We start from the raw sequence: 18,352 nt of genomic DNA on the forward strand, positions 1-18,352 counted from the left end.
AGGATCGGAAAACACAACCACCGATCCCGACCCTGCGGCGCTACCTCACCGAACCGCTGTGAGGGTCAGCTCACCCCGGCGCGCACGTCCGGTGCCCCGAGCCTGGCCGCGTCGGCGGTCTCGTCATCGGGCTGTTGCTGTGAATCCCGTTCTGCCAGAACACGAAGACGGTAGTGCTCGATCTCTTCCGTCCGGTGCTGATCGTCCCATCCGAGAATCGGAGCCACCAGCCGAGCCACTTCCTCGGCTGCCGCTTCACCACGATCGGGAACCTCGATGGAGATGCGGGTGCGCCGGGTCAGGATGTCCTCGAGATGCTGCGCGCCTTCGTGACTCGCGGCATAGACAACCTCTGCCTTGAGGTACTCCGGTGCGCTGTCGAGAGGCTTACCGAGTTCGGGATCGGCGTCGATCAGATCCAGCACCTCACCCATCAGGGTGCCGTACCGACCCAACAGATGCTCGACGCGTGAGACCCGCATGCCGGTGCGCTCGGCCGTCAGATTGCGGGAGTTGTACGCCCCGAGGTAGCCGTCGGCCCCGACGAGTGGGATGTTCTCGGTGACACACTTGGGCACTGTGCGTTCGAGACCGTGCACCGCAGCATCCACTGCGTCCTTGGCCATCACGCGGTAGGTGGTGTACTTGCCACCGGCGATGACGGTCAGTCCTCGCACCGGGCTGGACACCGCATGCTCGCGGGAGAGCGTGCTGGTGGAGTCGGATTCTCCGAACAGCAACGGCCGCAGACCTGCGTAGACCCCGACGACATCGGCGCGGTCCAGTGGATCGGCCAGCAGCTTGTTCACGTGCCCCAGGATGTAGTCGATGTCGCTCTGGCTCGCGGCCGGGTGGGCGAGATCGAGCTTCCAGTCGGTATCGGTGGTGCCGATGATCCAATGGCTTCCCCACGGGATGACGAAGAGCAGGCTCTTCTCGGTGCGCGTGATGATGCCCGTGGCGCTGTTGATGCGGTTGCGGGGCACCACCAGGTGCACGCCCTTGGATGCGCGAACCTGGAACTGTCCACGCCCGCCGACCATCTGCTGGACCTCGTCGGTCCAGACACCCGCGGCATTGATGACCTGCTTGGCACGCACCTCGAACGAACGACCCGTTTCCAGATCGCTCGCCACGACACCGACGACCTTGTCGTCCTCCCGAAGGAAGCCCGTGACGCGAGTGCTGTTGGCGCACAACGCACCATAGGCAGCTGCGGTCCGCGCAATCATCATCGTGTGCCGAGCGTCGTCGACCTGGCCCTCGTAGAACTTCACCGCACCGCGAATCGCCGACCGCTTACCGGAAGGGAAGGATTCGAGCGTCTTCTTCTTACCTAGATGCTTGTGATGACTCGGTACGCCGCGTCCGGCACCCATGACGTCGTACACGCCGATTCCGAGCCCCACGTACGGACGGTCGATCACCTTTTCGAGCGGATAGATGAACGGGACCGGCCGAGCGAGGTGCGGGCACAACGTGTTCAGCACGAGCGAGCGCTCTTTGAGGGCCTCGAACACCAGCGAGAAGTTGAACTGTTCGAGGTACCGCAGACCGCCGTGGAACAGCTTGCTCGAGCGACTGGACGTGCCGGCCGCATAGTCGCGTGCTTCGAGCAGTCCGACCTTCAGACCACGCGTCACCGCGTCGAGAGCCGTTCCCGCGCCGACGACGCCGCCGCCGATCACCAGGATGTCCAGCTCTTCGGCTTCCATCCGTGCGATCGCCTCGGCGCGCGCGGTTGGACTCAAAGCCGTTGTGGTGGAACTCATTCTTCATCAACCCAATCGAGAGTACGTGTCACTGCCTTCTTCCAGCCGGCGTACAGCTTTGCCCGCTGGTCTTCGTCCATGGACGGTGTCCATGTCTTGTCCTCGGCCCAGTTCTGGCGAATGTCGTCCTCGCTCGCCCAATATCCGACGGCGAGGCCTGCCGCGTATGCCGCTCCGAGAGCGGTGGTTTCGGCTACGACGGGCCGCACCACGTCGACGTTCAGGATGTCGGACTGGAACTGCATCAACAGTTCGTTGACGACCATTCCGCCGTCGACCTTGAGCACCTCGAGGTCGACGCCGGAGTCGGCGTTCATGGCCTCGATGACCTCACGCGTCTGGTATGCAGTGGCTTCGAGTACGGCACGGGCCAGGTGGCCCTTGTTGACGAATCGCGTCAATCCCACGATGGCACCGCGAGCATCGGCACGCCAGTGCGGAGCGAACAGACCCGAGAACGCGGGCACGAAGTACGCGCCGCCGTTGTCGTCCACCGAACGCGCGTCGGTCTCGATGTCCGCAGCCGAGGAGATCATGCCGAGGTTGTCCCGCAGCCACTGCACGAGCGAACCCGTCACCGCGATCGAGCCTTCGAGCGCGTACACCGTCGGCTGGTCGCCGATCTTGTAGCAGACGGTGGTGAGCAGGCCGTTCTTGCTCATGACCTTCTCGGTGCCGGTGTTGAGCAGCACGAAATTGCCTGTGCCGTAGGTGTTCTTGGCCTCACCGGGAGACAAGCAGGCCTGCCCGAAGGTGGCAGCCTGCTGGTCGCCCAGGATGCCGGAGATCGGCACACCGCGGAACGGTCCGCGTTCACGGCCGGTGCCGTACACCTCGGAACTCGACCTGATCTCGGGCAGCATCGACTTCGGAATGCCCATGTCGGCGCAGATGCCCTCGTCCCACTGCAGGGTGTCGAGATCCATCAGCAACGTGCGCGAGGCGTTGGTCGGATCGGTGTAGTGCAATCCGCCGTCGGTTCCGCCGGTCATGTTCCACAGCACCCAGGTGTCCATGTTGCCGAAACACAGCTCTCCCGCTTCGGCTTTGGCCCGTGCACCGTCGACGTTGTCCAGAATCCACTTGATCTTCGGCCCGGAGAAGTAGGTGGCCAACGGGAGACCGGTCTTGGCGGTGTACTTGTTGGCATCGCCGCCGCCGAGTGCGGTCGCGATGCGATCGGTACGGGTGTCCTGCCAGACGATGGCGTTGTAGATCGGCTTGCCCGTCTCGCGATCCCACACCAGTGCCGTCTCACGCTGGTTGGTGATACCGACTGCGGCGATGTCCTCGCGCGTCAGATCCGCTGCGGCCATGGCACCCGCCGCGACGGCGCGCACGTTGTCCCAGATCTCCGACGCGTCGTGCTCGACCCAACCGGCCTGCGGGAAGATCTGCTGGTGTTCCTTCTGATCGACGGCGACGACGGTGCCCGCGTGATCGAAGATCATGCAGCGTGAGGACGTGGTTCCCTGATCGATCGCGGCGACGTACTTTCCTGCGAACTCGGTCATGGCTTCTCTCCTGTGGTCTGGGTGTCTGCTGGGAGTCGTGATGGCGGCTCGGGCGTCGAACCTTCTTGTTTGCGTAGGTTCTTACCGATCAACAGGTCGTACAGGAACACTCCTATCGGTCCACCTACGAGAGGTCCGACGATCGGCACCCAGAAGTACAGGCCACCGTATTGATCTCGCCACGCTCCACCGTAGCCCGTGATGTACGACGCCAGGCGAGGTCCGAAATCTCGAGCCGGGTTGATCGCGTAGCCGGCGTTGGTGGCCCAGGCGAATCCGATGGCGACGACGATGAGGCCCACGATCAGAGGAGCCATGTTGGCCATCGGTGCGGTGCCGAGCGAATCGGTCACGGCCACGATGAGGAACAGCAGAATGGCGGTACCGATGATCTGGTCGATCAGCGCCGAGGACACACTCACCGGCAGTGTCCCGTTACCGGGCAGTGTCGAGAAGATGGTCTGGGTGGCGGTGGTGTGCCCGGGGTCGACCGCGTTGATCATGTCGTTGTAGTTCCAGCGCACCAGCAGCGCGGCCACGAAGGCACCTGCGGTCTGCGCGAGAATGTACGGCGCAACCATCTTCCAGCTGAATCCGCGGAAGAGTGCGAACGTGATGGTCACCGCGGGATTGAGGTGCGCGCCGGTGATACGGCCCGCGACATAGATACCGAACATCACGCCCAGCCCCCACGCCCAGGCGATCGAGTCGTGACCGCCGAGGCTGCCGGACTCACCACCCGAGACCACCTGAGCGACGACGCCGACACCGAACAGAATGAGAATCATGGTTCCGGCGAACTCCGCGGCCATGTGCGCCGGTAGCCCCCATTCCGGTTCCTTACGTGCCATCTTCCAGCCTCCACACAGTCAGTGATACACGCCACATTGCGTGCCATTTGCCACGGTAGACGGCCTGCACTGCGTTTCACAGCTGATGCACATATGTGCAATTCGGTCGTACACTGGTGCCGGTGACGGACACCGGCATCACTCCCGAATCCGACCTGCGGACCGGCCATGCCACCCAGGCGGCGCGGCTGTACTACTTCCAGGACATGACGATGGCGGCCATCGGCCGTGAGCTGGGCGTATCTCGTTCGACAGTCTCACGACTCATCACGTTCGCGCGGGCGTCGGGACTGGTGGAAATCAAGATCTCCACCCCACTCGGTCAGGCACCGCGGATCGAGCGTGCATTCGCCGATCTGTACGACATTCGTGCACACGTGGTGCCGGTCGCGGAGACGGTCGACGAACTGCAGCGTCTCGATCGGGTCGCGACCTTCGCCGGCCGACTACTCACGTCGTTCTTCGAGTCGGACATGGTGATGGGCGTCGCCTGGGGAACCACCGTCAGCGCCGTCAGCCGCAAGCTCGCCCCCAAGCGAACCCACAACTCGAGCGTGGTGCAACTGAACGGGGCAGCCAACATGCGCACCACGGGGGTCTCGTATGCCACCGACATCATCCGGACGTTCGCCGACGCGTACGGGGCTGCGGCACAGGGATTTCCGGTTCCCGCATTCTTCGACTATCCGGAAACGAGACAGCACCTGTGGCGCGAGCGCAGCATCAGGCGCGTGCTCGAACTTCAGGATCGCATGAACCTCGCCGTCTTCAGCATCGGCGTCATGAGTGGAGCCGTTCCGAGTCACGTCTACAGCGCCGGCTATCTCGAACGCGAGGACAGAGCCGAGCTGCAACGTGACGGCGTCGTCGGCGACATCGCCACGGTGTTCCTCCGATCCGACGGCAGCTACAACCGAATTGCGTTGAACGACAGATCGAGTGGGCCGAGCCTCGATCGACTCAAGGCCGTCCCGCGCAGAGTCGCCATCGTGGCGGGAGAGTCCAAACTCGACGCCCTCACCGCCGCACTGCGCGGTGGCCTGATCACCGATCTGGTGATCGACGACATCAGCGCCGCGAAATTGGTGTTGCGCTCGCGCTGACCATGTGAGTGGAAGCTCGACCCCTGCTACGAACTTCCGCGCACGTGGGCAACCCTTGCGCTCGGCCGAATCTCGTGTCACTCTTGGTTCATGACAACAGGAAAGGCGGACACCGCCTCACCGAAGTGAGCGCCGTGCCGATGCCGTCGACATTCCCCCGTCGAGGCACATTCTCCGAAGATCCCGATTCCTACGCCGAAGACATCCGCGCGGTCTGTGCGCAACGCGACCGGTGGCTCGATTACGAACTGAAAGCCGGCCCAGCCGACAGATCTGTCGCGGAACATGCTGTGGCACAAATGTATCGATCTGCCGGGTTCGACGAGCCCGAGTTCCATTGGGTGCCGTCGCCTCGGGCTGCAGCGACCTTCATCGCCGGCAGACACTTGGCGAGAACACCGTCGATATCCACCGCCGGTACCGAGGTGGACGCCGCGATCGCGACCATGTTGTCCGACTCCCGGCACCGTATGGACCGCATCATCGAGCGCCGCCACATCGAATGGCCGCGGGTAAATCGGTGGTCGACGGTCAACGGCAGCAACGACTTTCGAGCCCGCGGCATCGTCGCCCGCGGTACCCCAATCGAGGCGGCCCTCGCCGGGATCAGCCCGGATCCCATCATCGACCGGACCGTCCGTACGTCGTTGCACACCAGCCTGTTCGACGGAATTGCCACTGCCATCCGCACGACCACTCCCCGCCCGTTCGGCTCCATCACCTGGTACGGCCAACAGGAAGCCCATCGCGTTGCCTACTACGACGCTTTCCGTCGCCACGGCCTCGCCCGGTTCTCTTTCGAGGACGTCGAACTACTCGACGTCCAAACCGCCCTCATCGAGTCGACGGGGTGGTGGTGGGCGTTCGAGAACACCGCAGTGATGGCCGAACGGCCCACCGCAGTACACGTCGAACCGTTGCCCGATTCGCCGCACGGTGAAGTGCGACTGCATAATTCGGACGGGCCGGCCGTGGAGTTCGCCGACGGCAGCGCGGTCCACGTACTGAGCGGCACCGTGGTTCCGAGCTGGGTCATCCGCGACCCGACGGTCGACCGCATCACTGTCGAACGCAACGTCGAAGTGCGACGAAGCGCCATCGAACGAATCGGCTGGGACACCTATCTGGAGCAGGCGGGCCTACGTCTTGTCGACGCCGGCCAGGATCCGGGGAACCCGGGCTGCACCCTGGAGCTGTACGCAGCACCGGAGGGCTGGCAGGACGGGGGACGAATTCTGCTCGCCGTCAACGGTTCCCGTGAACGCGATGGCCGGCGTCGCCGTTACGGCCTGCGGGTCCCCGCCGCCTTCACCTCCGCCATCGACGCGGCAGGCTGGACCTACGGTCTGGCCGGAGCCGACTATGCCCGGCTCCTCCGCCGTACGTGACTCCGCACGAACTCCAGAGATACCCACACCACAACTACCCACCCCAACGACCAACCACAGGTGACCCCATGAACTCGAACATCACGCTGTCCACTCTCACCGACCGCACCGGTCTGGATGTCTTCGACTACCTCGACAAGGAGATATCGGTGCCCGTCGTCAACGGGTCGCAGGCCCAGGGAGATCTGATCGTCGTCCCGCTCGCCGTACTCGACGGCATCGTCGTCACCACCGAACGGACACGACACGAGACCGTGCCGTTGTCCGGCATCGAACTACTCCGCAGTGCGGCGGGCGGCAATCCGCACAGCCTCGTCGCCGACGGCCGCGGATGCACGTGGTCGAGTCCGGTGCACGACGTTCGACGCCTCGCTCTGGGCATCCTGAGCAACTCGGAGACCGCCTACCTCATTCACCCCGAACACGGGGCCACCGGAATTGCACCCGGCCGATACGTCATCGGTCGTCAGCGCGAACGCGGCGGAGACGGCTGGTTCTCGTCGACGCAACTGATCGCAGATTGACACACCGACTGCGTGTGATCTGTATCGCATCACCCGGGCACTGATAGGTGCATCTCAGAAGGGGCGTCGGAGCAGTAAGTGTGACTCTATGTAGCACTAAGGTTCGCGTCATGACTGCTGTTGTCGCACAGACCGTCGCATGACCGGCGCCCCTTCGCCGGCGCAGAACCGTCTCCTCGGAATCGGACTGGTCGTGCTCATCGTGGTGTTCGTCGGGTGGAGTGTCACCTCGTACAACAAGACCTTCGTCGACGTCGTGACCGTCTCCCTCGAGACCGACAGCGTCGGCAACGCGCTGCCCCGCAATGCCGACGTCAAGGTGCGCGGCATGATCGTCGGCGAGGTCCGATCGGCTACGACCACCGACGGCGTCGTCACCTCGGAACTGGCGATCGAGCCGGACAAAGCGCCGATGATCCCCTCGAACGTCACGGCTCGCCTGCTGCCCAAGACTCTCTTCGGTGAGCGGTACGTCGCGTTGATTCCGCCGGACGGCAAGCCCGGTTCGCCCATCACCGAGGGCACCGTGCTGAAGCAGGATCGCAGCGGAAATGCCATCGAGGTGGGGCAATTGCTCGACGGCCTGCTGCCGTTACTCCAAGCCGTGCCGCCACAGGATCTCTCGAACACCCTCGGCGCACTGGCACAGGGGCTCAGCGGCCGCGGAGAACAGCTGGGCCTGACGATCGATCGGCTGGAGAACATCTTCTCCGGACTGAACACCGAACTCCCCGCCATCCAGCAGGACCTACGCGGATTGGCGGACTTCTCCCAGACCTACGCCGATGCAGCTCCCGAGTTGGTCAGCGCTCTCGACAATCTGCGGACCACCGGCAACACCGTCGTCGAGAAGCAATCCGCGCTCGCGACGCTGTACACGTCGGTGACATCCGCCTCGAACACGACGGCCGGCTTTCTCGAGGCGAATTCGACGCAGCTGATCGGTCTCGCCGCGAATTCGCGCGAGGCACTCGAAGTGCTGGCCGAGTTCTCCCCCGCCCTGGGTTGCACGGTTGCACAGTTCGCCGAAGGGGCTCGACGCGGCAGGATCGTCACCGGCGTCGGCGACGAGTATCCCGGCATCAACGTCTCGATGCCGTTCGTCAACCCGAAGGGTCGATACCTGCCGAACCAGGACGAGCCACGGCTGTTCGAGCAGACCCGCGGACCGAGCTGCTACACCCCCCTCGACCGCAATGCGGGCGAATACTTCCCGCAGTACCCGGGTGGGTCACCCAACGACGGCTCGTACCAGGTGCCGACCAGAAACCCGGGCGAGCAGAACATCCCGGTGCTCTCGGCTCCGCAGCTCTCTCCTGTTCCCGCGTCGTACGCGGGCTCGGTCACCGAGCAGCAGACCCTGGCCGTCATCTACGGCGGTGCCACCGGAATCGCACCGGAGGCCGTCCCCTCCTGGACCACCACGGTGGGCGCGCCTGCGCTTCGAGGAACTCAGGTCACGCTCCGCTGACACCGCCTGATTGAATGGTCCGCATCCCCCGTCGACGAGCGCGGCGGGTAACGATTCAGGAGTACAGATGCCAGTCGACACGAACGCCGCAGGATTCTCGATCCAGTCCTCCAACGACGGGCGCGCGGCCGTCATCTCGGTAGCGGGCGAGCTCGACGTCACCACCGCTCCGGCACTGTCCGAGGCCATCACCGCACAGACCGCGACCGGCCCGGCTGCACTGATCGTCGACCTGAGCGGAGTGTCGTTTCTGGCCTCGGCGGCCATGACCGTTCTCGCGACGGCGCAACAGGATCACGGAGAGTCCCTGTCGTTCTCGGTCGTCGCCGACGGACCGACCACCAGCCGGCCGATCAAACTGATGGGCTTGGATCAGGAATTCACCCTGCACGCCGACCTGCCGTCAGCCCTCGCTGCCCTCGACTGAGTCGGGGGCCGGGGATACGCCCAGTGCCATGACGGCGGCGTCGTCGGCCAGACCGTCGCCGAAACTGCGCAGCAGCAACCGCAGATCGTCGACGATGGCTGCCGGAGTCGCCGGAGCGTGCGCCGTCGCGAATTCCAGCAGGGCACCGTCGTCGTCGTATCGGCCCCGGCCGACTCGCGCTTCGGTGAGACCGTCGCTGTAGAGCATCAGGGTGTCCCCTGCTTCGAGCGTGACGGTCGCCGGAACGAAGCGAGCGTGCCGAAGTATTCCGATCAGCTGGCCGCCCGTCATGGGCACGTAGTGGGCGGTTCCGTCGGCACGAAGGACCAGCGGTGGGGGGTGCCCGCCACTGGCCATCGATACCTCGAATCCGGTGTCCGTTCGGCTCAGAATGCCGAAGACTGCGGTGCAGAACTGCGCATTGGCGTCCCGAAACTCTTGCCGCAGAACAGAATCCAGATTCTGCAGCACCGCGACGGGGTTCTCGTCGTACACCGCTGCCGCGCGCAACGTGTACCGCGTCAGCGACGTCACAGCGGCCGCCGATGCACCTTTGCCACAGACGTCGCCGAGAAAGAAGCCCCAGCAGTCGTCGGACAACGGAAACAGGTCGTAGAAGTCGCCACCCACCTCGTCGCGGGACGCTGCCCGGTAGTGCGCCGCGGCGGTCATCCCCGACGGCGGTAGCAGTGCGGGCGGCAACAGCGACCGCTGCAGCGTCTTGGCCAACAGTTCTGCACGCGTGCGTGATTGCAGCAATTCGCGCTCGTAAGTACGGCGATCGCGAGCGTCGAGCGCCGTGATGCGGATCAGTACCGGCCGGCCCTCTGCGTCGATCTTGACGTTCGCCGTGATGAACACCGGCAGCCGTCGACGATCCGCCGTCACCAGGTCCAGTGCAATGCCGTCGAGCTTGCCGTTCATCAACAGCATCGGCCCGAAGTGGGTCTCGTAGTGAATGCGTCCACCGACGGTGAGCAGCTCCCCGAAATCGGTGCCGACCAGCGCGTCGACCTCGAAGCCCAGCCAGGTTGCCAGCGTCGAGTTCAGTCGCGCGATCCGCATGTCGGGGCGTACGGACAGGTACCCGCATGGCGCATTCTCGTACAGGTCCTCGACATCGAGGTCATCGATCACGACGGTCTCACGAAGTCCGCGATGGTCTCGGCCGTCAGTTCGGGTGCGGTGATCTGCGGGCAATGGCCACTGACGTCGAGCGTGATGCGGACGCTCCCCGGGATCTGTTCGTGCACGAACCGGCCGACCTGAGGCGGTGCGAGCGAGTCGCGCGCACTGTCGATAATCAACGTCGGCACCGGTACTGCAGGCAGATCCGCCCGATTGTCGGACAGAAAGGTGGTGCGGGCGAACACCCGTGCGCACGCCGGATCGGTTCGGCACACGCTCGCGGTCCACATGTTCTCGAGTTCCGGTCGATCGGGTGCGTTCACGACCACCGATGCCATCGATGCGGACCAACCGAGGTAGTTGCTGTCCAGCGATTCGAGCAGTTCGTCGATGTCCTCTGCACTGAAGCCGCCGCGGTAGTCGCCGTCGTCGATGTACCGGGGGGACGGAGTCAGCAGAATCAACTTGGTGAATCGATCGGGCGCAGAGGTGGCGGCCAGCACCCCCATCATCGACGCCACCGAGTGACCGACCAACGTGACGTCGGTCAGGTCGAGTTCCTGCGCGATCTCGACGATGTCGGCGGCGTACGTGCTCATGTGGGCGTATCTCTCGGCGTCCCAGGCCGCCGGGTCCGATGCCCCGGCCCCCACGTGGTCGAACAGGACGATCCGGAATCGCGAAGCCAGGATCTCGGTGACGCCTCGCCACAACGTCTGGTCGCAGCCGAAGCCGTGCGCCAGCATCACGACCGGGCCGTCGGCAGCTCCGACGACTTTCACGTTGTTCCTGATGCGCGCACTCACCTGCACAGTGTGTCATCCGGCACCGGAAGCGGGGAGTGAGACTGCCCGGACAGGGTATGACCCCTGTCTACAGAAACGAGAATCTCATGCGAGTGCTGGTCACCGGCGCAACCGGATACATCGGATCTCGGCTGATCCCCGTGCTTCTCGAACAGGGCCACGAGGTACACGCCGCGATGCGTGACCCCAAGAAGAAGTCGCGCTTCGCCTGGGGTGCGCACGTGACGGCTGTGCACTTCGACCTCGACGACCACGACAGCTTCGACTCCGCTACCGAGAACGTCGACGCGGTGGTCTACCTGGTCCACTCGATGGACGAGGGCGATTTCGTCGAGAAGGATCGCCACGCCGCGCAGTCGATGGCCGCTGCCGCGGAACGCAACGGGCTCCAGCGAATCGTCTATCTGTCCGGACTGATTCCCGACGACGGCACTCCGCTGTCGGATCACCTGCGCTCCCGGCTGCAGGTCGAGGAGGCGTTCCTCGACAGTTCCGTCGATGCCACCGTCCTTCGGGCGGCCATCATCCTCGGTTCCGGATCGACGTCGTTCGAGTTGGTGCGACGCATGACCGAGCGACTGCCGGTGACGCCGATTCCGACGTGGATGCGCAGACAGGTACAGCCGATCGCCGTCGTGGACGTCGTCGCCATCATCGCCCGCGCCCTCGGCGACACAGCCCGCCCCGGATCGTTCGACATCGGCGGCACCGAGACGATGAGCTACCCGGAACTCCTGCAGGCGTACGGCAGCGTCGCCGGTCTGCGCCGAGCACAGATTCCGGTGCCACTGCTGCCGACGGGGCTGGTCGGCCGCGCGGTCGCAGTCATCACCGCGATGCCGCCCGGCACCGTGATCTCGTTGGTGGAGAGCCTGACCCACGACATGGTCGTGCGACGCGGTAATGCCGCGACGGAGGTGTTCGCAGAACCGGATACGACGTTGCTCAGTGTGCGGGAGGCCTTGGAACGCTCCATCACGGTGGCAGCCGAGGAAGGTACGGACGCACACGCCGATCCTCAGGCCGCAGCCGACACCGATCCGGACTGGGCAGGCGGAGTCGTCGACATCGTCGACGGCACCGTGCGACAGCGTCCGTCCGGCATCGCGGGCAAGGTCCAGCTCGGAGCGACCCGCTAGCCGGTGTCGATGTCTGTCAGCTGATGTAGCTGTCAGCCGATGTCGCTGTAGCGATGAGCCCAGGGCACTGCTCGTTCCAACTGCGCCGCGAGTTGGACGAGCAGCCCCTCCCCGCCCAGCGGGGCGAGAAAGTGTGCGCCCATGGGCAGACCTGAGCTCGTCCAGTGCAGCGGAACGGACAGGGCGGGACGCCCGGTGACGTTGGCGGTCTGGGTGTACGGGATCCACGAGATGTTCTCGTCGATCATTTGATCCACGATGCCGGTGTACTTGAGCATTCCCGCAGTTCGGCTGCGCAACAGCAAGTCCGATGCCAACTGCAGCGGCTTCGCGAGCTCGAACGCCCCGATCTTCGGGGGAAGCTCGGCCAGAGTCGGGGTCAGCAGCAGGTCGTACGTCTCGAAGTAGGTGGCCAGGGCCCGCACGTGCACGTGTCGGCCCTCCACCGCATCGAGGTAGTCGACTCCGCTCGCGGATCGGCCGAGCGCGGCCATGATTCGGGTGTCCCGCTCGAATGCGTCGTCACCGCACCCGGTTCTGCGCTTGACCTCTTCCATTTCCCACGCCAGGTACGTGAACCAGGCGAGCAGGAATTCGCGGTTGAGCGCCGCGTCGTCGAACGGCGGGGCCTCGAGGAGTTCGACGGTATGGCCCAGTTCGCCGAGCGTCGTCGCCGCCGATTCCATCGCAGCGATCGCCTCCGGGGCCGGAGACGGATTCACCGAGGTCGCGGCGTACATGCCGATCCGTAACGGCCGCGGGTCGGTGTCCATCCGAGACAGGAACCCGTCGGGCGGCGGCGTGGACGAGTATCCCGACGTCGGCTCACCACCGGCGAGGACATCGAGCATCGCGGCGGTGTCGCGGACCGACCGCGACACCACGCCCTGCACTGCGGCCCCGTGCATCGGCTCGCCGAACGTCGGTCCCGACGGCACCAGCCCGCGGCCGGGCTTGAGCCCGACGAGTCCACAGCAGGCCGCCGGAATGCGGATCGAGCCGCCGCCGTCGTTCGCTCCCGCCACCGGCGCGATCCCGGCCGCGACCGCCGCGGCGGAGCCACCCGACGAACCACCGGGAGTTCTGCTGCGGTCCCACGGGTTTCGAGCCGGGCCGAACACTGCCGGCTCGGTGATTCCCTTGGCACCGAACTCCGGGGTGTTCGTCTTACCGAAGATGACGAGACCGGCGTCGAGCCAGCGCTGCACCACCGTCGCGTGTTCTGGCATCGGCAGCTCGAAGAGTGCACGTGAACCACTGGACGTGGGCAGCCCCGCGTAATCCTGGGACAGGTCCTTGATCAGAAACGGCACCCCGGCGAACGGACCTTCCAGCGTTCCGGCCAGCCGTTGCTCGGCCTCCTCGCGCATCGGACGCACGATCGCGTTGAGACCCGGGTTCACCGACTTCGCCTGCTCCAGTGCGCAATCGAGAAGTTCACGCGGGGTGACATCGCCTGTGGAGACCAACTCGGCCAGCCCGAGGCCGTCGTACGTCCGATACTCGTCGATGCGCATGTGGCCACCTTAATTACGTGCGGCCCATCCGTGTGCGAAACGGTTTGCCTAAGTGCATTAGGCAAATATACGGTTTGTATAGGAAGGCAGGTGCGCCAGCTGCCCTTACCTCAGCCCGACACCCCAGAGATCGAGACCCCCATGATCACTACCGACATCTCCGACACACTTCTGCACGGCGCGACCGAGCTGGAACGAACCGACAACGGCGTGCTTCCTCATCGCCTGCCACGCGCAGCTCGTCAGCGCTTCACCGACCCCCAGCTCACGATGGCGGAATCTCAGCCGTCCGGAGTTCGGTTGGTCTTCACCACGACCGCCACCATCATCGAGATCGACGCAGTGGCGACCCGTCGCGCATTCCTGGGCCTGCCGCCGCGGCCGGCCGGACTGTTCGACCTGCGAATCGACGGCGCCCTCATCGAGCGCGTTCCGACGACGGGTGGCATCACCACGACCATCGACCTGGCGACGGGGTCGGTCACCGATCAGGTCGAGCCGACCGGTGTCGCGCGGTTCTCCGGGCTGCCCGCAACCGACAAACACGTCGAAATCTGGTTGCCGCACAACGAAATCATCGAGCTGGTCGCGCTGCGTACCGACGCCGCTGTCTCACCCGTCGTCGACACCCGACCGATCTGGATCGACTACGGCAGCTCCATCAGTCAGGGGTCCAACGCCACAGGGCCCAGCACCACCTGGACGGCCCTCGCCGCCGCGACAGCCGGTGTGCAACTGCGCAATCTGGGTTTCGGCGGAAGCGCACTGCTCGATCACTTCGTAGCGACGGCCATTCGGGACGCGCCCGCCGACCTCATCAGCCTCGAGATAGGAATCAACCTCGTCAACTCCGACGTGATGCGGCTACGCGCATTCACCTCCGCGGTGCACGGATTTCTCGACACCATCCGCGACGGTCACCCCCACACCCCACTGTTCGTGATCTCCGCGCTGCTGTGCCCCATCCACGAGAACACCCCCGGCCCAGGTGCATTCGATCCGGCGGCATTGGCGTCGGACACGGTGAAATTCGCGGCGACGGGTGATCCCGCCGAGGTGCGTGCCGGTAAGCTGACTCTGACCGTGATCCGCGAGAAACTCGCCCGTATCGTGTCCGAGCGCGCTACCGAGGACCCCCACCTTCATTACCTCGACGGCCGAGAACTGTACGGAGACAACGATGTCGAGGACCACCCGTTGCCGGATAGGCTGCACCCCGACCAGTCGACGCATGAGCTGATCGCCGAACGCGTCGTCGACCGAATCTTCCCGCGAACTCGAAGTTAGGGACAGATTCCGCGGAAATTCCGTCCCCAACTTCGAGTTCGGCGGGGTCGATCACCCCGCGGAAATGTCCGACGGGTGTTGCGCGAGCGGGGACACCTCGATCGTCATGTACGGGAACAGTGGGAGATTCCACAGGATTTCGTGTAGCCGCTCGTTGTCCCGGACATCGAAGATGCTGAGGTTGGAGTACTGGCCGACGATGCGCCAGATGCGCACCCACTCCCCGTCCCGCTGCAGTTGCTGCGAGTACGCCTTCTCCCTGGAGAGGGTGTCCGCTCGTACGTCCGCATCGAGGTCCTGCGGCAATGCGACGTGCATCTTCACGGCAAAAATCATGTGGCTCAGCCCTTGTCGAGTACGAAGTCGTACGTCACTTCTTGGCCGCCGTCGACTTCCCGAGGATCGAGGATCAGTTCGGGCTTGACGGCGTTGGCGACGTCGTCGTCGTTGTGTGCGTCGCCCGGGAAATAGAGCTGGGTGGTGATCTGCTGATGCCCGGCAGCCGCAACTTTGAGGTGCAGGTGTGCAGGACGCCACGGGTGCCAGCCGGCCGCGGAGATCAGCTTGCCGCAGGCCCCGTCGGTCGGGATCTGGTACGGGGCGGGCTTCATCGTGTGGATCCAGAAGTTGCCCTGATCGTCTGCCGTGACCGTGCCGCGCAGATTCCACTCCGGGATTCCGGGCGCGAACTGCGAGTAGAAGCCGTCGGAATCGGCGTGCCAGATCTCGATGACCGCATGCGGGAGTGGGCTACCGTCGACGCTCGTGACCTGACCTTGGAACAGCAGCGGTGTGCCCTGTTCGCCGTCGCGAGTGGGCAGGATCGCGGCCGACCCGAGCTCAGGGGCATTCGGAACGTAGTACGGACCTTCGATGGTGCCCTTGCTGCCTTCACGGGTTTCGCCGGCAACTTCTTCGACGACGTGCTCTACCCAGACGTCGAGAAACAGCGGCCACTCACCGGTCTGACCGACGTTGATCAGCCAGGCCTTGAGTGCGTTGTACTCGTCGTAAGTGACCTTGTGTTCGCGAATCGTGTCATGGACTGCCGAAATGACCTGTCGAGCAAGCAGACTGACTCGCTCCGGCGGGGTGTCGGCGGCTGCCTGCTTGTCGGAGGTGAAACGCTCGGTGGCGTTCGCCCCCGACGCGGCTGCGGTGGCCACCTCGGTAGCGGATTCCGTCGAGGGTGCGTGGTCGATGCTCATGGAGAACTCCTTGGCTCACAGTTGCGTTCTTCGGGGCTGAAGATCAGTGGTCGGTGCGGTATTTCGCGAGCTTGTCGGGGTCGATACGCACGCCGAGGCCCGAGCCCGGCAGTACGTGCAGTTCGCCGTCGCGGATGACGAGGCTTTCGGTCAGCAGGTCGTCGCTCATGTCGAGGAAGTTCGACAGCTCGCCTGCTCGGCGTGAGGTGAGGTCGAAGGCCGCGCCGAAGGCGACGGTGCAGGCTGTGCCGAGCTGGCCGTCGATCTGGTTTCCCATCACCACGTCGACACCGAGCCCTTCGCACAGGTGATGAGTGCGGAGCGAGCGGGTGAATCCGGTGCGAGCGGTCTTGATACTGACGGCCGTTGCGGACCCACCGAGGATCTCGCGAGTGACCTCCGCCGGGGTCGTCGCCGATTCGTCGGCAACGAACGGAACATCGAGTTGCTGTACCAGCCAACGACGCCCGAGGACGTCGTCTGCCGGGCACAGTTCCTCGGCAAGAGTGAGCCCCAGATGCGACATCTCTTTCATGGCACGCGCAGATTCGGCAGCGGTCCATCCGCGATTGCCGTCGACGTACAGTTCGACCGTCTCACCGAGCCCCTCTCGCAGTGCGCGGACCACGGCGGTGTCGAGCTCTACGGGCCTTCGCCCGACTTTGACCTTGAAGACTCCGATGCCGTATGTCTCTCGCATCCGACTCGCCTCGTCGACCATCGCTGCAGGCGTGTCGAATCCGAGCATGTGGCTCACCCGCATACGGTCGGTGTAGCCGCCGAGGAGTTCGGTGACGGGTAGGTCGAGTGTCTGCCCGAGCGCATCCCAGATGGCCATGTCCACGGCAGATTTGGCAACCGGATTACCCACTGTACGAGCAAGTTTGGCATTGACCACCTCCCTCGAGGTGAGCGGCAGTCCCACGACGGCCGGCGCGAACAGGGTCTCGATTACCGCCACCACCCCGCGCTGGGTCTCGCCGTACGTGAACGGCCGAGGCGGAGCGTCGGCGACTCCGACGACACCGTCGTCGGTATGAACGCGTACGAGAACGTGGTCGGCGGCATCGACCTCGCCGCTGGCGAACTTCAGCGGCTTTCGATACGGAATCGAGTACGGGATAGCCTCCACAGCAACGATTTTCACAACGCGTCCTTCGACTGAGCAGGCGGTACGGATAGTTCGAGCGGAGGGAGCACTCCCGCGTCCTCCAACGCTGCGACCAGCGCATCGACGAGTGCCGACGGTCGGTCGCGGTGCCACGCCAATGCCAGGTCGATCGTGCTCGCTCCGGCGATGTCGCGGAACACGACGCCGTTCAACTGCAGAGCGCGGACGGATTCGGGAACCAATGCCACACCCAACCCGGCCGCGACGAGGGCCAGCAGAACCGAGGTGTCCGGGGCTTCGTGTTCACGACGAGGACTGAAACCCGCTGCGCGACAACTACGCACCACGGCGTCGTTCATCACCGAGTGCGTGTCCGCATACATCACGAAGTCCTCGTACATGAGGTCGGCCATGCCGAGCGCTGCCTCGGCGGCGTACCGGTGATCTACGGGCACCGCAAGCAGCAGCGACTCGGTGGTGATGGTGCGTACGACGAGGTCGTCACCTGCCACGGGTGGCCGCAGAACCGCGACGTCGAGCTGCTCCGACCGCAATCCCTCCACCTGAGCGGGGGTCAACAGATCCCCGTGAATTTCGAGCGCGATCCCGGGAAGGCGCTGCTTGATCGCACGGGCGATCGGCGGCAACTGATCGAATGCCGCCGTGCCGGTGAAGCCGATACGTACCAACCCGTACCGGCCATCGGCGATGCGTCGGACACCGCGGTTGCTGCGTTCGAGATTGTCGAGGTTGCGGACGGTCTCGCGGTAGAAGAACTCCCCCGCCGGAGTCAGGCTCACTTGACGCGTGGTTCGGGTGAGCAGGGTGACGCCCAGTTCGGCCTCGAGCTGTCGGACCGACTGAGACAATGCCGGCTGCGCCAGATGCAGGCGTTTGGCTGCCTGACCGAAGTGACAGGTCTCGGCCACGGCGACGAACTGATGAAGATGCCTCAGTTCCATCGATTGCCTCCTGTCGGTTCGTATCACGCTCAGGCGTGACCCTGCCCACAGTAAGCCCGCAATCCATTGATGACAAAGACCTATTTGCAGCTCATTGATAAGTCGGAGCGATCAATTCCTCGCGGTGCACACGCCGCCCGCCGA

General features: G+C 64.7%; 17 protein-coding genes. 7 read left to right on the forward strand and 10 right to left on the reverse strand.

Features of this window, described 5'->3' with window-relative positions; genetic code table 11:
- Positions 1 to 65 precede the first annotated feature (65 nt).
- From K414_RS0103455 to K414_RS0103465, 3 genes are read right to left on the reverse strand one after another with little or no spacing between them, the layout of a single operon-like run.
- On the reverse strand, positions 66 to 1,772 hold the full coding sequence (locus K414_RS0103455; protein ID WP_027494672.1) for a glycerol-3-phosphate dehydrogenase/oxidase: 1,707 nt from the start codon (positions 1,770 to 1,772) through the stop codon (positions 66 to 68).
- Positions 1,769 to 3,286, reverse strand: a complete 1,518-nt coding sequence (gene glpK / locus K414_RS0103460; RefSeq protein WP_027494673.1) for a glycerol kinase GlpK — start codon at positions 3,284 to 3,286, stop codon at positions 1,769 to 1,771. The genes K414_RS0103455 and glpK overlap by 4 nt, the downstream gene beginning before the upstream one ends.
- Complete coding sequence (locus K414_RS0103465) at positions 3,283 to 4,137, reverse strand: MIP/aquaporin family protein (RefSeq protein ID WP_027494674.1); 855 nt, start codon at positions 4,135 to 4,137, stop codon at positions 3,283 to 3,285. The genes glpK and K414_RS0103465 overlap by 4 nt, the downstream gene beginning before the upstream one ends.
- Positions 4,138 to 4,259: 122 nt before the next feature.
- Between K414_RS0103465 and K414_RS0103470 the strand changes: the two genes are divergently transcribed.
- From K414_RS0103470 to K414_RS0103490, 5 genes are all read left to right on the forward strand, one after another.
- Positions 4,260 to 5,240: a sugar-binding domain-containing protein gene (locus tag K414_RS0103470; RefSeq protein WP_027494675.1), complete on the forward strand. Its 981-nt coding sequence runs from the start codon at positions 4,260 to 4,262 to the stop codon at positions 5,238 to 5,240.
- Between the two features lie 140 nt (positions 5,241 to 5,380).
- Complete coding sequence (locus K414_RS0103475; RefSeq protein WP_152530478.1) at positions 5,381 to 6,628, forward strand: DUF6745 domain-containing protein; 1,248 nt, start codon at positions 5,381 to 5,383, stop codon at positions 6,626 to 6,628.
- A gap of 68 nt (positions 6,629 to 6,696) precedes the next feature.
- Positions 6,697 to 7,152, forward strand: coding sequence for a hypothetical protein (locus K414_RS0103480; protein ID WP_027494677.1), 456 nt, complete (start codon positions 6,697 to 6,699; stop codon positions 7,150 to 7,152).
- A gap of 139 nt (positions 7,153 to 7,291) precedes the next feature.
- Positions 7,292 to 8,623, forward strand: a complete 1,332-nt coding sequence (locus K414_RS0103485; RefSeq protein ID WP_027494678.1) for an MCE family protein — start codon at positions 7,292 to 7,294, stop codon at positions 8,621 to 8,623.
- Between the two features lie 67 nt (positions 8,624 to 8,690).
- Positions 8,691 to 9,050: an STAS domain-containing protein gene (locus K414_RS0103490; RefSeq protein ID WP_027494679.1), complete on the forward strand. Its 360-nt coding sequence runs from the start codon at positions 8,691 to 8,693 to the stop codon at positions 9,048 to 9,050.
- Here K414_RS0103490 and K414_RS0103495 read toward each other — a convergent pair.
- Complete coding sequence (locus K414_RS0103495; RefSeq protein ID WP_027494680.1) at positions 9,027 to 10,187, reverse strand: SpoIIE family protein phosphatase; 1,161 nt, start codon at positions 10,185 to 10,187, stop codon at positions 9,027 to 9,029. The genes K414_RS0103490 and K414_RS0103495 overlap by 24 nt on opposite strands.
- On the reverse strand, positions 10,184 to 10,984 hold the full coding sequence (locus K414_RS0103500) for an alpha/beta hydrolase (protein ID WP_027494681.1): 801 nt from the start codon (positions 10,982 to 10,984) through the stop codon (positions 10,184 to 10,186). Before K414_RS0103500 ends, K414_RS0103495 begins: the two co-directional genes overlap by 4 nt.
- Before the next feature lie 86 nt (positions 10,985 to 11,070).
- Between K414_RS0103500 and K414_RS25945 the strand changes: the two genes are divergently transcribed.
- Entirely contained in the window at positions 11,071 to 12,123 is a 1,053-nt protein-coding gene (locus K414_RS25945) for an NAD(P)H-binding protein (protein ID WP_158514263.1), read from the forward strand.
- A gap of 32 nt (positions 12,124 to 12,155) precedes the next feature.
- On the opposite strand, the gene K414_RS0103510 is transcribed toward K414_RS25945, so the two are convergent.
- Positions 12,156 to 13,640: an amidase gene (locus K414_RS0103510; RefSeq protein ID WP_027494682.1), complete on the reverse strand. Its 1,485-nt coding sequence runs from the start codon at positions 13,638 to 13,640 to the stop codon at positions 12,156 to 12,158.
- Positions 13,641 to 13,781: 141 nt separating this feature from the next.
- On the opposite strand from K414_RS0103510, the gene K414_RS0103515 reads away from it, so the two are divergent.
- Positions 13,782 to 14,927, forward strand: a complete 1,146-nt coding sequence (locus K414_RS0103515; protein WP_027494683.1) for an SGNH/GDSL hydrolase family protein — start codon at positions 13,782 to 13,784, stop codon at positions 14,925 to 14,927.
- A 51-nt stretch (positions 14,928 to 14,978) separates the two neighbouring features.
- On the opposite strand, the gene catC is transcribed toward K414_RS0103515, so the two are convergent.
- The 4 genes from catC to K414_RS0103535 are packed head-to-tail and all read right to left on the reverse strand — an operon-like array spanning position 14,979 to position 18,208.
- On the reverse strand, positions 14,979 to 15,263 hold the full coding sequence (catC, locus tag K414_RS0103520) for a muconolactone Delta-isomerase (RefSeq protein ID WP_027494684.1): 285 nt from the start codon (positions 15,261 to 15,263) through the stop codon (positions 14,979 to 14,981).
- Positions 15,264 to 15,268: 5 nt separating this feature from the next.
- A complete protein-coding gene (gene catA / locus K414_RS0103525; RefSeq protein ID WP_032384189.1) occupies positions 15,269 to 16,135 on the reverse strand; it encodes a catechol 1,2-dioxygenase in 867 nt (288 codons plus the stop codon).
- Between the two features lie 43 nt (positions 16,136 to 16,178).
- Positions 16,179 to 17,282 carry an enolase C-terminal domain-like protein gene (locus tag K414_RS0103530; protein ID WP_027494686.1) on the reverse strand — a complete coding sequence of 368 codons (1,104 nt, stop codon included), beginning with the start codon at positions 17,280 to 17,282 and terminating at the stop codon, positions 16,179 to 16,181.
- Positions 17,279 to 18,208: a LysR family transcriptional regulator gene (locus K414_RS0103535; protein WP_027494687.1), complete on the reverse strand. Its 930-nt coding sequence runs from the start codon at positions 18,206 to 18,208 to the stop codon at positions 17,279 to 17,281. The genes K414_RS0103530 and K414_RS0103535 overlap by 4 nt, the downstream gene beginning before the upstream one ends.
- Between the last annotated feature and the right edge of the window lie 144 nt (positions 18,209 to 18,352).

Origin of the sequence: Rhodococcus sp. JG-3 (assembly GCF_000482405.1) — a bacterium.
In the GTDB taxonomy this organism is placed as follows: Bacteria; Actinomycetota; Actinomycetes; order Mycobacteriales; family Mycobacteriaceae; genus Rhodococcoides; species Rhodococcoides fascians.

What these genes read in the sequence shown, in the direction of transcription:
- K414_RS0103455 (WP_027494672.1), bottom strand. Translation starts at nt 1,772, where the DNA reads ATGAGTTCCACCACAACGGCTTTGAGTCCAACCGCGCGCGCCGAGGCG.
- glpK (WP_027494673.1), bottom strand. Translation starts at nt 3,286, where the DNA reads ATGACCGAGTTCGCAGGAAAGTACGTCGCCGCGATCGATCAGGGAACC.
- K414_RS0103465 (WP_027494674.1), bottom strand. Translation starts at nt 4,137, where the DNA reads ATGGCACGTAAGGAACCGGAATGGGGGCTACCGGCGCACATGGCCGCG.
- K414_RS0103475 (WP_152530478.1), top strand. Translation starts at nt 5,381, where the DNA reads ATGCCGTCGACATTCCCCCGTCGAGGCACATTCTCCGAAGATCCCGAT.
- K414_RS0103480 (WP_027494677.1), top strand. Translation starts at nt 6,697, where the DNA reads ATGAACTCGAACATCACGCTGTCCACTCTCACCGACCGCACCGGTCTG.
- K414_RS0103485 (WP_027494678.1), top strand. Translation starts at nt 7,292, where the DNA reads ATGACCGGCGCCCCTTCGCCGGCGCAGAACCGTCTCCTCGGAATCGGA.
- K414_RS0103490 (WP_027494679.1), top strand. Translation starts at nt 8,691, where the DNA reads ATGCCAGTCGACACGAACGCCGCAGGATTCTCGATCCAGTCCTCCAAC.
- K414_RS25945 (WP_158514263.1), top strand. Translation starts at nt 11,071, where the DNA reads ATGCGAGTGCTGGTCACCGGCGCAACCGGATACATCGGATCTCGGCTG.
- K414_RS0103510 (WP_027494682.1), bottom strand. Translation starts at nt 13,640, where the DNA reads ATGCGCATCGACGAGTATCGGACGTACGACGGCCTCGGGCTGGCCGAG.
- K414_RS0103515 (WP_027494683.1), top strand. Translation starts at nt 13,782, where the DNA reads ATGATCACTACCGACATCTCCGACACACTTCTGCACGGCGCGACCGAG.
- catC (WP_027494684.1), bottom strand. Translation starts at nt 15,263, where the DNA reads ATGATTTTTGCCGTGAAGATGCACGTCGCATTGCCGCAGGACCTCGAT.
- catA (WP_032384189.1), bottom strand. Translation starts at nt 16,135, where the DNA reads ATGAGCATCGACCACGCACCCTCGACGGAATCCGCTACCGAGGTGGCC.
- K414_RS0103535 (WP_027494687.1), bottom strand. Translation starts at nt 18,208, where the DNA reads ATGGAACTGAGGCATCTTCATCAGTTCGTCGCCGTGGCCGAGACCTGT.